We start from the raw sequence: 14297 nt of genomic DNA on the forward strand, positions 1-14297 counted from the left end.
AGCGGCCTCCGCATCCTTTCCTTAATCTTATAACATTAGGGAGTAGCCCATGAAAAAGAACAAAAGCACCATCATCCTGATCCTCGTCTTTTTCGTGGGTCTATCCGTGATGCTATACCCCACCATCAGCGACTACGTCAACCAGCTGCACCAGACCCGTGCTGTGGCCAATTACGCCGCCGATGTGGATAAACTGTCGGATGCGGATTACACCGCCTATTTTGAAGCGGCCGATGCCTTCAATGCGCAGATCGCCGCAGACCCGGATGCCCTGTATTTTCCGGACCGGTTCCCGTCCTACGAGAGCACGCTGGACGTGACCGGCACCGGTATCATGGGCTATATCACCATTGAAAAGATCGGCGTGGAGCTGCCCATCTACCACGGCACCAGCGATGCCGTGCTGCAGGTGGCCGCCGGTCATCTGGAAGGCACCAGCCTGCCGGTGGGCGGTGCCAGCACCCACGCGGTCATTTCGGCCCACCGGGGCCTGCCCAGCGCCAAGCTGTTCACCAATCTGGATCAGCTGGAGGTGGGCGACACCTTCACCATCACGGTGCTGGACCGGACCCTCACCTACGAGGTGGACAACATTTCCATCGTCCTGCCCACCGAGACCGACAGCCTGAAGGTGTCGGAGGGCAAGGACTACATCACCCTGATGACCTGCACGCCCTACGGCATCAACACTCACCGGCTGCTGGTGCGGGGACGCCGCATCACCACACCGGACAAGCTCAAGCACATCCGTGTGACCTCTGACGCCATCAAGATCGAGCCCATCCTCACCGCGCCCATCATGGCGCTGCCCCTGCTTCTGGTGCTGCTGTTCTGGCTGCTGTTCGCTCCCAGCAAACGCAGTTCCACAAAGGATGAAACGCACAAAACGCACTGAGGAGCCGCTTTTATCCGCAGCTTTGCACGGAATAAGTTTTCCAACAAAAAAGCATCTGCAGCCGTAATGACTGCAGATGCTTTTTTTGCCTGTTCAGCGGTCCTCCCGGAGGGAGAGCCGGTTTTGTTTACTGCTGTGCCTGCTGCTCGGCGCGCTTGGCTTCCAGAGCCAGAATGGCGTCGCGGCGGCTCAGGTTGATGCGGCCCTGCTGGTCGATGTCGGTCACCTTGACCACGATGGCGTCACCCACGGCCACCACATCCTCCACGCGCTCCACACGTTTGGTGTCCAGCTTGGAGATGTGCACCAGACCTTCCTTGCCCGGTGCAATCTCCACGAAAGCACCAAAGTTCATCAGGCGGGTCACCTTGCCCTTGTAGATGGCACCGATCTCGGGGTCCTCCACAATGGTCTTGATGGTAAAGATGGCGCGCTTTGCGTCCTCCTGATCCACGGCAGAGACGAACACATGGCCGTCCTCCTGCACATCGATCTTGCAGTTGCAGGTGGCGCAGATGTCCTGAATGACCTTGCCGCCCTTGCCGATGACGTCCTTGATCTTATCGGTGGGGATCATCATGCTGAACATCTTGGGTGCGTAGCGGCTCAGCTCGTGGCGAGGCTCTGCGATCACCGGCTTAATGATCTCGTCCAGAATATACAGGCGGCCCTTGCGGCACTTCTCGAAGGCCTCGGCAATGATGTCGTAGGTCAGGCCGTCGATCTTAATGTCCATCTGGATGGCGGTGATGCCCTTGCGGGTGCCGCCCACCTTGAAGTCCATATCGCCGTGGAAGTCCTCCACGCCCTGAATGTCCAGCATGGTCATCCAGCGGTCGCCCTCGGTGATCAGGCCGCAGGAAATGCCGGCAACGGGTGCCTTGATGGGCACGCCTGCGTCCATTAGTGCCAGCGTAGAGCCGCAGATGGATGCCTGAGAGGTGGAGCCGTTGGAAGAGAGCACCTCAGACACGCAGCGGATGGTGTAGGGGAACTCTTCCAGAGAGGGCAGCACCGGCACCAGAGCACGCTCTGCCAGTGCGCCGTGGCCGATCTCGCGGCGGCCGGGGCTGCGCGGTGCGCGGGCCTCGCCCACAGAGTACGGCGGGAAGTTGTAGTGATGGATATAGCGCTTGGTCTGCTCGTCGGTCAGATCGTCCATCAGCTGGTTGTCCTTGGTACCGCCCAGAGTGCAGGTGGTCAGCACCTGGGTCTGGCCACGGGTGAACATGCCGGAGCCGTGCACGCGGGGCAGGATGCCCACCTCAGCAGCCAGCGGGCGGATCTCGTTGATGCCGCGGCCATCCACGCGCTTGCCCTCATCCAGCAGCCAGCGGCGCACCACGAACTTCTGCATCTTGTAGCTCACGAGGTCGAGGTCCGCAGCGGTCAGGTCGGGGTGCTCCTCGGCGATGCGGTCCATGATGGGCAGCAGGGCGGCGTCACGCACGTTCTTGTCGTCGGTGTCCATGGCGGCCTTGAAGTCGTCCAGATACTTGTTCTGGATGGCGTGGAACACGTCCATATCCAGACCCACAACCTGAAAATCGATCTTCGGCTTGCCGCGCTCAGCAACGATCTTGTTGATGAACTCGATGATCTTTTTGATCTCCACGTGAGCGGCCTTGATGGCGTTCAGCATGGTGTCCTCGTCCACCTCGTTGGCACCGGCTTCGATCATCACGATCTTGTCCATGGTGGCGGCAACGGTCAGGGCCAGATCGCTCACCTTGCGCTGTTCCTGCGTGGGGTTCAGCACGATCTCGCCGTCCACCAGACCCACCTGCACGCCGCCGATGGGGCCGTTCCACGGGATGTCGGACACGGCAGTGACCAGAGAGGCACCGATCATACCGGCGATCTCGGGGCTGCAGTCCGGGTCAAGGCTCATCACGGTCATGGTGATGCACACGTCGTTGCGCATTTCCTTGGGGAACAGCGGGCGCATGGGGCGGTCCACCACGCGGCTGGTCAGGATGGCGCGCTCGCCGGGGCGGCCCTCGCGGCGCATAAAGCTGCCGGGGATGCGGCCTGCGGCGTAGAGCTTTTCCTCATACTCCACGTTCAGGGGGAAGAAATCCACGCCCTCGCGGGGCTTGGGGCTCATGACCACGTTGCACATGACGCAGGTCTCGCCGTAGCGGATCAGTGCACTGGCGTTGGACAGGCCGCACATCTTGCCCATTTCTACCTTGAACGGGCGGCCGGCCAGCATGGTCTCGTAGACCTTGAAGTTTTCAAAGGTCTCTTTGCGGGAACCAAATTCAATTGCCATTGTTTTTGCCTCCTTATTTTTGCGGATCTTTTATTCTCCAAAGGCTGCGGCACGCGCATCATAGCAATAAATCCAGCGTCCCTGCCTGCAGGCACAGGCGCTCGATTTACTGCTGCAACACGCTGCCGCCGCCATTTGTACAGAAAATATAAAAAGCAAAAGGCAGGCACCTTTGCGGTACCTGCCCTCTGTTTAAATTACTTACGCAGACCCAGAGTTGCGATCAGAGCACGGTAACGCTCGATGTCCTTCTTCTGGAGATAAGCCAGCAGATTGCGGCGACGGCCAACCATCTTCATCAGGCCGCGGCGGCTGTGGTGATCGTTCGGGTTCTTCTTCAGGTGCTCGTTCAGCTCGTTGATGTGAGCGGTCAGCAGAGCGACCTGGACTTCGGGAGAGCCAGTGTCCTTCTCGGTCAGAGCGACTTTGGCCATAACTTCCTGCTTGTTCATAGTAACATACCTCTTTATAAAATTTTATGTGCCAATGGAACAGCGGCGGGAAACGGCATTCCCAAAAGCGGGCATACTCCCAGCCCCGTACCACGGTAACAGATACAGTATACCAGAACCCTGTGCAAAATGCAAGGATATTTTTTGCATCCTGCCTTTATTTTTTTACGTACTGGTGCCAATACAGCTGCACCTCCGGCAGCTTTTTCCTGCGCAGCAGAAATGCGGTGGGGATCAGGTACAACAGCACCGACAGAAGCATGGAGGCATCGTAGCCGCTCACAGCTTCGGCCACCGTGGTGGTGCCGTACAGCCCGCCGATGAGCATGGAGGAGATATCCATTGCGCCGTGCAGGAACACCGTCACCCAGAGGTTGCCGGTGCGGAAGTAGACTGCGGCAAACAGCGTGCCCAGCGAAGCCGCAAACACGCACTGCATCAGCACGCCGAAAGGTGCCGAGCCCAGAATATTGGTCAGGTGCGCCGCACCAAACAGCACGCCGGACAGCAGGCAGGCCTTCCACACACCGGCACGGCTGGTGCCGAAGTGTTCCAGCAGGGTCTGGGCGATGACGCCCCGGAAGATGAACTCTTCCGCCACGCCCACCATGGCCATGTTGGCCAGAAAGGTGCAGATGCGCACAGCGGGCTGCAGCGTGCCATTCTCCGGCCGGCCCAGCAGCAGCGAACCAAAGGTGTTGTAGCCGATGAATACCAGCGGGTACATGCCCACCAGCAGGCCGTTGAAAAAGCCGCTGCCGCGGCGGCGCAGCAGCCCGGCACGGTCTGTCCGCACCAGAAACAGCACCGCCACCAATGCGCCCACCAGCTCCTGCAGTGTGCTGTAGAGATATGTATCCAGTGCAGAAAAATCTGCCCGGAGCAGCACCAGCACAATGGTAAAGATCAGGTCGGTGATAAACAGGCTTGCCAGAAAGACCACTTCGGCCAGAACACAGAATACGATCGGGTGCGCAGTGCGCAGTCGTTTGAGCATGAGGTACCCTCCTGAAATGTTGATAGCTCTATTCTAACACACTTTGCCGCAAAACGATATAGCCAACACAAAAAAGCAAGTGCCCCGCATCTCCATCAAAAATTTCCGGTCTTTGATGAAAAGCGCTGCACTTGCTTTGATGTCAGAACAGCAGTTTCAGAACGCCGCATTTTGCAGCAGCCCCATATGAGGGGGCTTTTCTCTACAGGCTGTTACTTATTCTTGTACATATCCTGATAGTAGTTCTGGTAATCGCCGCTGGTGACGTGGTCCATCCACTCCTGATGGTTCAGGTACCAGTCGATGGTGAGCACGATGCCCTTCTCGAAGGGGGTCTCGGGGTACCAGCCCAGATCGTTCTTGATCTTGGTGGGGTCGATGCCGTAGCGGCGGTCGTGGCCCAGACGGTCGGCCACATGCTTGATGAGATCCTCGCTGATGCCCTCGTCCTGCAGACGGTCGTGCAGCTGGTTGATGATGGTCTTGACGATGAAGATGTTGGGGCGCTCGTTGTGGCCGCCCACGTTGTACACCTCACCGATCTTGCCGCCGTTGGCCACCATGTCGATGGCCTTGCAGTGATCCTCCACATACAGCCAGTCGCGGATCTGCATACCGTCGCCGTAGACGGGCAGCTGCTTGTGGTGCTTGACGTTGTTGATCATCAGGGGGATCAGCTTCTCCGGGAACTGGTAGGGGCCGTAGTTGTTGGAGCAGCGGGTGATGTTCACCGGCATACCGTAGGTATCGTGGAACGCCATAACGAACATATCGGCGCTGGCCTTGGAAGAAGAATAGGGGCTGTGGGGGCACAGCGGAGTGGTCTCCATAAAGAAGCCGTCCGCACCCAGAGCGCCGTACACCTCATCGGTGGACACCTGCAGGTACTTCTTGCCCTCTTTCCAGGTCTTGGCGTCGGCGTCGTACCATGCCTCCTTGGCACGCTGCAGCAGGTTGACGGTGCCCATCACGTTGCTCTGCACAAAGATCTCGGGGTTCTTGATGGAGCGGTCCACATGGCTCTCGGCGGCAAAGTTGATGACGTAATCGAAATCATACTTCTGGAACAGGCTTTCTACCAGCTCCTTGTCGCAGATATCGCCCTGCACAAACACATGGCGGGGGTCGCCCTCCACGTCCTTCAGGTTTTCCAGATTGCCGGCGTAGGTCAGCTTATCCAGATTGACCAGCAGGATCTCCGGGTACTTTTTGAGCATATAATGCACAAAGTTGGAACCAATAAAACCGGCGCAGCCGGTGATCAGATAGGTTTTCATAAATCAAGTTTCCTCTATATCGTTTGTATCCGCCGCAGCTTGCGCACTGGCGGTGTTGTTGTCTCTGGCTTCTTCTGCATGATAGTGCTTTGCAATCACGCATAACTCTCGGTTCATGGTATTGATCGTCCTGCTCATTGCTTTGGTATATTCTGCCAGACCGCTGCTCATGTTGCTTAGTTCTTCGTGGGTGGCTCTGGTATACTCCACCAGCTCTGCAAAAGCGTACATCGCCCATGCAAGGAACATCTGCAGCATCCAGAGCACCACAGCAGCTACCAACCCCAGCACAATGGCTGCAAAGAAACTGAAGTATTTCAGCCCCTCATAAACATAGCCGTACAGCATGACCGAAAGCACAAACGCCAGCACACACTGCACCTTTGCAAGGAGCTTCAGGGCCTTAACAGGTCTGCTAAAAATCGCATCCAACATGATCCATCATCAGTCTTTCATGCCGTTGTCGCCGTCCCAGTGGGTGAAGAAGCAGGCCAGAGCATCCTTCCAGTCGCGCACATCGTTGCCCACGGTGCAGCGCAGCATCCGATTGTCCAGTGCGCTCCACTTGGGGCGGTCGGCGCTTTCCGGGTGCTTTGCCTTGTATTCCTCGCTGGTGCAGGGGGCCACAGCAGCATCCACGCCGGACAGGCGGATGATCTCGGAAGCGAAATCATACCACGAGCAGATGCCCTCGCCGGTGCAGTGGTACAGGCCGTACTCGTGGGTGACGCACAGCTGCAGGATCTCGTGGGCCAGATCCACCGCATTTGTGGGGTTGCCGCACTGGTCGTTGACCACTTCCAGCTTGCCGAACTTTTTGCCCGCGTTCACGATGGTCTTGACGAAGTTCTTGCCGTAGTAGCTGTAGAGCCATGCGGTGCGCACGATGAAGTGGCGGTGGCAGAACTGTTCCACGTACTTTTCACCCATGAGCTTGGTGGAGCCGTAGGCGCTGATGGGGCCGGGAATGGTGGCCTCGTCCTGTGCAACGCCGCCGTTCTCGCGGCCGGAGAACACATAGTCGGTGGAGACGTGCACCAGACGGGCACCGGTCTTTTCGGCTGCCTGTGCCAAATTGCGGGGGCCCAGAGCATTTGCCTTGAAGGCGGCGTCATGGTTCACCTCGCAGCCATCCACATTGGTGTAGGCGGCGCAGTTGATGATAACGTCCGGGCGGTTGCGGCGGATGAACTCGTCCACCATCTTATAGTTGGAGATATCCAGATCCGGCAGGTCCACGGCGATCACCGTAGCGTTGAGCAGTTTTTCGGGGATGGGGCCGATCTCGCTGCGGCCTTCGTGCAGCTGCTTGATGATCTCGGTGCCCAGCTGGCCCTTGCAGCCGGTAACAATGATTTTCATATGGGTACGCCTCTCTTTTGCTTAGTAGCGCAGCTTGCCGTCTGCAACATTCTTCAGGTGCTGGCCATAGGGGCTCTTGCCATAGCGCTCAGCACTTGCCATCAGGGTGTCGCGGTCGATCCAGCCGTACTTGAATGCGATCTCTTCCGGCGCACTGATCTTGATGCCCTGACGCTTCTCGATCATGCGCACAAAGTCGGCTGCTTCCACCAGACTGTCCATGGTGCCGGTGTCCAGCCATGCAAAGCCGCGGCCCAGCAGCTGAACATCCAGCTCGTCCTTCTTCAGGTACATGTCGTTCAGAGTGGTGATCTCCAGTTCTCCGCGGGCAGAGGGCTTGACCTGCTTTGCCATCCGGACGACCTCCTTGTTGTAGAAGTACAGGCCGGTGATGGCGTAATTGGACTTGGGATGCTGAGGCTTTTCCTCCACGCTGAGCACCTTGCCGTCCTTGTCGAACTCCACGATGCCAAAGCGCTCCGGGTCCTGCACATAGTAGCCAAACACGGTGCAGCGGCCTTTGTTTTCCGCATTGGCGGCGGCGGTCTTGAGGATCTTGGAGAAGCCGTTGCCGTAGAAGATGTTATCGCCCAGGATCATGGCGCAGCAGTCATCGCCAATGAACTCTTCGCCCAGAATAAAGGCCTGTGCCAGACCGTCCGGGGAGGGCTGAACTTTATACTGCAGATGGATGCCGTACTGGCTGCCATCACCCAGCAGCGCCTCAAAGCGAGGCGTATCGGTCGGGGTGGAGATGATCAGGATATCCTGAATGCCTGCCAGCATCAGCGTGGACAGAGGATAATAGATCATCGGCTTGTCGTAGACCGGCAGCAGCTGTTTGCTGGTGACCATGGTCAGCGGGTAAAGCCGTGTGCCGGCACCGCCGGCGAGAATAATGCCTTTCATATTTGTGCACTCCTTTAAAATAGATTGAAAAGTTGTGCAGCTGTACGCCGCCCGGACGGAAGGCCGCCCAGATGACGTATGGATTCAAAGCGGAGCTGCGTCCGCTGTAAACGATTTTGGGGCTGCTCTCCCCTGCCCGGAACGGCAAAATGGGATAGCAGTTCACTTTATTTTACTATCAAATCACACAAAAAGCAAGAAAGAACGGCTTTTCCGAAAAATTTTCCGGAAAAGCCGTTCTGAAACTCCTTCAGTCTCGCATTTGTTCCGCCCAAAAGGCCCCCTCTCCGAGGGGGCTGGCAATGCCGCAGGCATTGACTGGGGGAGTTACCACGCAAAGCCCCACTTGGAAAAATAGCGCAGCAGGCTGCGCAGCTGCCACAAAAAAGGCTTCAGGCTGCGGTGCGCCGCGCGGTGCCATGCATGGATGGCGGTGTACTGGGGCACCAGATACGCCTTGCCCCGGGTGCGCATCTTCTGGGTCAGGTCGGCGTCCTCCACATACATGAAGTAGTCCTCATCAAAGCCGCCCACGGCCTTGAAGGCTGCGGTATCCACCGCCGAGAAGCTGCCGGTGCAGAACTCGATCTCGGTGGGGCTGGTCAGGTCCCTGTCTGCCATCAGATAGCGCTCGTTATACTTGGCCCAGAATTTCAGGCAGGGCAGCTGGCGGTATACCATGGCCCGCACGCTGCACCGGCGCAGCGGCAGACGCTGGGGCCTGCCGTCCGGGAAGGTAAGTGCAGGCCGCGCCATCACTACACCGGGGTGCTGTGCCATCCAGTCCGCAAGGTCACTCAGCGTATCCGCAGTGAGCTGGATATCCGGGTTCAGGATAAAGTGCACCCGGCTGTGCAGCAGGCTGAGCACCGTGTTGTGTCCGGTGCCGAAGCCGCCGTTCTCTGTGCGGCAGAGCACCTCCACCTTCTGGTCCTCGCGGATGTGCAGGGTGCCGTCCTTCGCGGCCTTGGCAAGGCGCTGGCCGCTGCCGTCCGGGCTGGCGTTGTCCACCAGATACAGTGTCAGCGGGTGGCGGCGGGTGCAGTCCAGCACGGTCTGTGCCGCCCTGAGCGCTTCATCCGCGCCGTTATAAACTACGATACAAGCAGAAAGCTCCACCGGGGTTCCTCTTTTCAATCAAAAATTCCTCATAAAGCTCACCCTTCGGGAGAGCTGCCTGCGCAGCAGACTGAGAGGGTTTTACTCCAGCGGTTTGATGTCAAAGCTGAAGTCCTCTTTCATCAGGTCAAAGTTCGGGTTCATGCAGGGGTCACCTGCGGCCAGCTGCTTTGCCCACCGCTTCTGGAAGCGCTCCACCTCTGAGATAAAGCGCTTGCGCTTGACCGGGTTCTCGTCCAGACCACGGCTCTTGCTCTCATAGTGGTACAGCTGGGCAAAGGGGGTGAATACGTTGGTATAGCCCGCCTCGCGCACGCGCACGCAGAAGTCCACATCGTTGAAGGCCACGGCAAAGCTCTCGTCCAGACCGTTCACCTGCTCGTAGACGCTCTTGCGCACCATCAGGCAGGCGGCAGTGACTGCATACACATCCTGTGCATAGACCAGACGTCCCATATAGCCGGGGTGGCCCACCGGGAAGTTCTTGTGCATGTGGGCCGCAAGGGTCAAAAAGCCGAAGCCGATGCCCGCGTGCTGGATGGTGTTGTCCGGGTAGAGCAGCTTTGCGCCCACGCAGCCCACACGGTCCTGCTGGGCGTACATGAGCATTTCTTCGATCCAGCGCGGAGAAATGACCTCCGTATCGTTGTTGAGCAGCAGCAGGTATTCGCCGGTGGCCTCCCTTGCGCCAAAGTTGTTCAGGGCGCTGTAGTTGAAGCCGGTGCCCTGCCATGTGATCACCCGCAGGTTCCGGTGTTCCTTCTGCAACCTTTCATAGCAGCGGAAGGTGGCAGGCTCCCTGCTGTTGTTCTCAATGACGATGATTTCAAAATCCTCATAGGTGCTCTTGCGGCAGATCGACTCCACGCAGGTGCGCAGGTCGGAGGAATGGTCGCAGCTGGGGATCAGGATGCTGACCCGGCCCGGCTTTGTGATGGTGTAGTCCGTCTTGTAAAAGCCCGGCGTGCCCGGGATCATGGACACCTCGTCCACGGGGATGCCCATACGCTCGTAGTGGGCATACAGGGCCTTGACCGCAGCTTCCAGACAGTAGGTCTTGGCCGAAATGTTGCTTGCCACGCTGGTGGGGCTGGAGCGCCAGTAGTACAGCAGGTGCGGGATATGCACGATCTTGTGCGCCTTTTCGGTCAGACGCAGATAGAGGTCGTAGTCCTGACTGCCGTTGAACGCAGCGCGCTCATCGCCGCCCACAGCGGCCAGCAGCTTTGCGCTGAACACGCTCAGATGGCAGATATAGTTGTTGGAGCGCAGATTGTCCAGCATATAATCCGGCTTGAAGTGGTAGACAGTCAGGTGGTCGATGTCGCCCTCAAAGGTCACTTCATCGGTGTACACAAAGTCTGCACTCTGTTCGGCAATGGCCTGTGCCACGTACCACAGAGCACACGGGTGCAGGATGTCGTCATGGTCCAGCAGGGCGATAAACTCGCCCGTTGCCAGTGCAAAGCCCTGATTGGTGTTGCCCGCAATGCCCTCGTTCTTTTCCAGCTTCTGGTAACGGATGCGGGGGTCTTCCGCAGCACGGGCTGCTACGGTCTGGCCCACCGTCTCGTCCTGACCGGCGTCCACAAGGCAGAGCTCCCAGTTCTGATAGGTCTGGTTCTGCACCGAGTCCAGCAGCTCCACCAGAAACTGCTGCGGCGTATTGTACAGCGGCACCACGATGCTGATGCGCGGCGCGGCGGGCTGGTCGGCCGCCTGCCTTACCAGCAGCTCTGCGCTGGCAAAGCGGTCGGCGCGCATGGTCCTGCCCGGGAACAGCTTCGCATATTCCTTTTTGGCCTTTGCCTGCGCACGCACGCCGGAAATGCCCACCCGGCGCAGCTGACCCAAAAAGACGAACGGCGGGAAGGTGTGTGTCAGCTGACGGCCCTTGCTGACAAAGTAGCGCAGCGGCCAGCTCATCTTCCAGAAGGTGGAGCTGGTCACATTGTTCAGCGTCTTTTCCAGATCCTTCTCGTGGCTGCGGCTGAGGGAAAGGTCGCTGCGCAGACGCTCCAGCTGAGCCGTCTGCTCTTCGCCGGTGCGTTCGGCCTGCTGCATCCGCTCCCGCAGTTCATCCAGCGTCATTTCATAGCCGGCCAGCAGCTGCTGTACGTCCTGCACTGCACTGCTGCGGCAGAACAGCGCGGTCTGCAGGGCTTTGCCGCGGTTCTTCCACTCAAAATCACGGTAAAGGCCCTGTGCAGCCAGCTGCTTTGCACAGTCAGCCATGGCCGATGCATCGGTGCACACCAGCAAGACCTGTGCACACTGCAGTGCGGGCAAGTCCACCCATTCCGGGTCCTCCACCACCAGCAGGGCAGCGGTGCCCAGTTCTGCGTTCTCCGGCAGCAGCTGTGCGCCGGTCTTTTCCAGTTCTTCGGCCAGTGCGCCGCTGCCGCCCAGCACCTGAATGCTGGCGGGGGTCAGCTCCCGCACGATGCGCTGCGCCAGTGCACGGCAGCGCTCGGCCTGTCGTTTGGTTTCTTTTTCCTGATCCATTCCGATCTCCGCTCCTATGGAACTTTTTTATCTTAAAATGATCTCTCAAAAAATCACATAATCTATAGTATACCAAATCCGGCACGATTTGAGAAGGTTTTTGCCGGATTTCTTTGCCAGTTTCCGCTGTTTACCAGTGGAACAGTCTGTGCAGCCAGCCAAAGAACCCATCGCCGGAGCTGCCGGAAGCGGAAATACCTGCACCGGTGTAGTAGTGGCGCAGGATCTCCCGGTAGCCCATGCCCTGCTCCTGTGCGTAGCCCACAGCACCGCACTGGCTCATGCCCACGCCATGGCCGAAGCCGTAGTAGGTCATGCAGGGCGTGCCGCTTTCGTCCGCGCCAAAGTCGAAGCAGTAACGGGAGGAAACGAACTGGCCGATATAACGGTAGCTGCGGCCATTGGACACAAAGGTGTTGTACTGCACAAAGCCGCCCAGATCCTTGTGGGTGGTGTCGGCGCTGACGTAGGGCTCCCCGGTGCGGCTGTCGTTGTACTCTTTATAGGTATAGTCTTTTCCGATGACCCGGCGCAGCTTGTTGTGGTACTGCTCCTCGTAGGGGCTCTCCACGCTCTGCAGATACGGCACATCGGTGCCCCATGCGTCCCGGCTGGAACAGGTGCCGTACACGCCGGTCTGGGTGTTGTAGCCCGCACTGGCCGACCACACGGCGTCGCAGACGCCGCCGTTATAGGTGAGCACCTCGTTCTTCACCGGCTCCACCGCCCTGCGGATCGCCTCCCGTGCCGAGGACGGGATCTGATCCACCGGGGTGTAGATGAGGGCATTGGACGAGGAGCCGTACTGCTTGTGGTATTCCAGATAGGAATGGATGGCCACAGCCTGTGCCTTCCACGCCTGCTGGGCGGCGCTGGCACTGACATAGCTGCCAATGGACCCCAGCTCGGTGTAGGTGATGCCCACCAGACAGTCCACCAGATCCAGCGTGACGTTGCGCCGCAGGCCCTGCCCCTTGATGTTCAGGTAGGGCATGGTGATGGTATCCGAAGAGCCGAACAGCCACGCAAGGCAGTTTTCCTCCTCGGCAGGGATCAGGGTGGTGTCCGCCCCGCCAATGGTGACCGCTGCCGAAGCCGCCGGGGCCAGTACGCAAACGCACAGTACAGCCGCCAGCACAAACGCCGCCGCGCGGCGCACAAACCGATGCAGATGTTTCAAAAGTGATCTCCTCCTAGTATCCCATGTTTTTTACAGTGTAACACAGCCTGCGCCTGCGGGCAAGGACTGGACTTTCGTTTTTTCTCCCGGACACAAAGAAACCGGAGAGTTGCTCCCTGTGCAGGGCGGCTCTCCGGCAGTGTTTCCGGCTGACGGCGCAGGGCGCCGCCGTTCTCGGCAGACGTTCGATTTTTGCAGCTGCAGGAAACTCAGTCTTGATTTTGTTCCGAAAATCCGCTATAATAGCAATGTTCTTTCAGAATCATGATATCAGCCGATGTGTCGGAATGGCAGACGATGTAGACTCAAAATCTATTGGTAGCAATACCGTGTGGGTTCGACCCCCACCATCGGCACTCGATAAACCAGAATGATCCGAACCAGATCCTCCTTTATGGAGTGACCGGTTCGGATCATTTGTTTTTTCCGGGAGAGCTGCGGATCGGCCGGCCCTTCTCTTACAGCATCTTCACCGCCAGCGCTTCGCTGGTGCGGTCCTGTGCATCCATGACGTTTTGGGGATCGTCCATGGTGTAGCGCAGCACAAGCACCTCTGCCACGTACAGCAGTGCCACCTTGATGGGGATGTTGCCGGAGTCCAGCGGGCTTTCCTGTGCACCGCACAGCAGCACGACATCTGCCAGCTTTGCGCCGGGCGAGTCCTCGTAATGGGTCAGCAGGATGATCTTTGCGCCTGCCGCCTTGGCTGTGCGCAGGGTCTCCAGCATATCCCGGGTAGCACCGGAATAGGAGACAAACAGCACCACATCCTCCGGCGTCATCAGGCTGGCCGTGACCAGCTGCAGATGGCTGTCGCCCGCCGTGCGGAACTTGGTGGAAATGCAGGCGAACCGTGCGCAGATATCGTTGGCAATCAGCATGCTGCCGCCCTGACCCAGACAGTACACCTGCCGCGCCTTGCGCAGCAGCTCCGAGGCTCTGTCCACCGCTTCCGGCGAGAGCGCATTCTGTGTGCCGTTGATGGTGGTCATCAGCAGGGCACTGGCGTGCTCACACAGGGTGGCCGTGTCGGCGTCCGGTTCCGGCACACGCTGGTTGACCAGCGCACCGGTGGCATTGGCCTGTGCCAGCGCAATGCGCATTTCGTGGTAGCCCTCAAACCCCAGCGCCCGGCAGAAGCGGAACACGGTGGCCTCTGCCACGCAGCATTCCTTTGCCAGTGAGGAAATGGACAGGTACTGCGCTTCCCCCGCATGCTGCAGGAGGTACTCTGCCACGGTGCGGCCCGATTTTGTCAGGTCGCCTTGATGCTGCTGCAGCAGCTCCCAAAAATTCGTTGCCATTTTTTCTTTTTCCTCTTTTCCG

General features: G+C 58.7%; 12 protein-coding genes and 1 tRNA gene. 2 read left to right on the forward strand and 11 right to left on the reverse strand.

Going from position 1 to position 14297, the window contains the following annotated elements:
- Positions 1-49 precede the first annotated feature (49 nt).
- On the forward strand, positions 50-895 hold the full coding sequence (locus tag ACNSPV_RS02705) for a class C sortase (protein WP_348584713.1): 846 nt from the start codon (positions 50-52) through the stop codon (positions 893-895).
- 127 nt (positions 896-1022) lie between these two features.
- Here ACNSPV_RS02705 and ACNSPV_RS02710 read toward each other — a convergent pair whose 3' ends face one another.
- The 10 genes from ACNSPV_RS02710 to ACNSPV_RS02755 form a co-directional block, all read right to left on the reverse strand.
- Complete coding sequence (locus ACNSPV_RS02710) at positions 1023-3170, reverse strand: polyribonucleotide nucleotidyltransferase (protein WP_348584712.1); 2148 nt, start codon at positions 3168-3170, stop codon at positions 1023-1025.
- Between the two features lie 197 nt (positions 3171-3367).
- Positions 3368-3622, reverse strand: coding sequence for a 30S ribosomal protein S15 (gene rpsO / locus ACNSPV_RS02715; RefSeq protein WP_005933138.1), 255 nt, complete (start codon positions 3620-3622; stop codon positions 3368-3370).
- 157 nt (positions 3623-3779) lie between these two features.
- Positions 3780-4619 (reverse strand): CPBP family intramembrane glutamic endopeptidase, encoded by an 840-nt coding sequence (locus ACNSPV_RS02720; protein ID WP_348584711.1) that lies wholly within the window; start codon positions 4617-4619, stop codon positions 3780-3782.
- Between the two features lie 212 nt (positions 4620-4831).
- Positions 4832-5896: a dTDP-glucose 4,6-dehydratase gene (gene rfbB / locus ACNSPV_RS02725; protein ID WP_339395331.1), complete on the reverse strand. Its 1065-nt coding sequence runs from the start codon at positions 5894-5896 to the stop codon at positions 4832-4834.
- A 3-nt stretch (positions 5897-5899) separates the two neighbouring features.
- On the reverse strand, positions 5900-6331 hold the full coding sequence (locus tag ACNSPV_RS02730; RefSeq protein ID WP_348584710.1) for a hypothetical protein: 432 nt from the start codon (positions 6329-6331) through the stop codon (positions 5900-5902).
- Between the two features lie 9 nt (positions 6332-6340).
- Entirely contained in the window at positions 6341-7258 is a 918-nt protein-coding gene (gene rfbD / locus ACNSPV_RS02735; protein ID WP_348584709.1) for a dTDP-4-dehydrorhamnose reductase, read from the reverse strand.
- Positions 7259-7279: 21 nt separating this feature from the next.
- Entirely contained in the window at positions 7280-8167 is an 888-nt protein-coding gene (gene rfbA, locus ACNSPV_RS02740) for a glucose-1-phosphate thymidylyltransferase RfbA (RefSeq protein WP_249238165.1), read from the reverse strand.
- A gap of 327 nt (positions 8168-8494) precedes the next feature.
- On the reverse strand, positions 8495-9304 hold the full coding sequence (locus ACNSPV_RS02745) for a glycosyltransferase (RefSeq protein WP_348584708.1): 810 nt from the start codon (positions 9302-9304) through the stop codon (positions 8495-8497).
- Positions 9305-9367: 63 nt separating this feature from the next.
- Entirely contained in the window at positions 9368-11791 is a 2424-nt protein-coding gene (locus ACNSPV_RS02750) for a glycosyltransferase family 2 protein (RefSeq protein WP_348584707.1), read from the reverse strand.
- 130 nt (positions 11792-11921) lie between these two features.
- Positions 11922-12971 (reverse strand): SpoIID/LytB domain-containing protein, encoded by a 1050-nt coding sequence (locus ACNSPV_RS02755; RefSeq protein WP_348584706.1) that lies wholly within the window; start codon positions 12969-12971, stop codon positions 11922-11924.
- A gap of 273 nt (positions 12972-13244) precedes the next feature.
- Here ACNSPV_RS02755 and ACNSPV_RS02760 point away from each other — a divergent pair.
- Positions 13245-13327, forward strand: a tRNA-Leu gene (locus ACNSPV_RS02760).
- Positions 13328-13429: 102 nt separating this feature from the next.
- Here ACNSPV_RS02760 and ACNSPV_RS02765 read toward each other — a convergent pair.
- The gene (locus ACNSPV_RS02765) at positions 13430-14275 is read right to left on the reverse strand and encodes a MurR/RpiR family transcriptional regulator (RefSeq protein ID WP_339395337.1); all 846 of its coding nucleotides are present in this window, start codon (positions 14273-14275) and stop codon (positions 13430-13432) included.
- Positions 14276-14297 lie beyond the last annotated feature (22 nt).

Source organism: Faecalibacterium sp. 3 (assembly GCF_048323735.1).
Taxonomy (GTDB): domain Bacteria; phylum Bacillota; class Clostridia; order Oscillospirales; family Ruminococcaceae; genus Faecalibacterium; species Faecalibacterium wellingii.

Bases quoted from the DNA above. Each gene is read 5' to 3' on its own strand.
- ACNSPV_RS02765 (WP_339395337.1), bottom strand. From the start codon at position 14,275: ATGGCAACGAATTTTTGGGAGCTGCTGCAGCAGCATCAAGGCGACCTG.
- rfbA (WP_249238165.1), bottom strand. From the start codon at position 8,167: ATGAAAGGCATTATTCTCGCCGGCGGTGCCGGCACACGGCTTTACCCG.
- ACNSPV_RS02750 (WP_348584707.1), bottom strand. From the start codon at position 11,791: ATGGATCAGGAAAAAGAAACCAAACGACAGGCCGAGCGCTGCCGTGCA.
- ACNSPV_RS02720 (WP_348584711.1), bottom strand. From the start codon at position 4,619: ATGCTCAAACGACTGCGCACTGCGCACCCGATCGTATTCTGTGTTCTG.
- ACNSPV_RS02705 (WP_348584713.1), top strand. From the start codon at position 50: ATGAAAAAGAACAAAAGCACCATCATCCTGATCCTCGTCTTTTTCGTG.
- rfbD (WP_348584709.1), bottom strand. From the start codon at position 7,258: ATGAAAATCATTGTTACCGGCTGCAAGGGCCAGCTGGGCACCGAGATC.
- ACNSPV_RS02710 (WP_348584712.1), bottom strand. From the start codon at position 3,170: ATGGCAATTGAATTTGGTTCCCGCAAAGAGACCTTTGAAAACTTCAAG.
- ACNSPV_RS02730 (WP_348584710.1), bottom strand. From the start codon at position 6,331: ATGTTGGATGCGATTTTTAGCAGACCTGTTAAGGCCCTGAAGCTCCTT.
- rpsO (WP_005933138.1), bottom strand. From the start codon at position 3,622: ATGAACAAGCAGGAAGTTATGGCCAAAGTCGCTCTGACCGAGAAGGAC.
- rfbB (WP_339395331.1), bottom strand. From the start codon at position 5,896: ATGAAAACCTATCTGATCACCGGCTGCGCCGGTTTTATTGGTTCCAAC.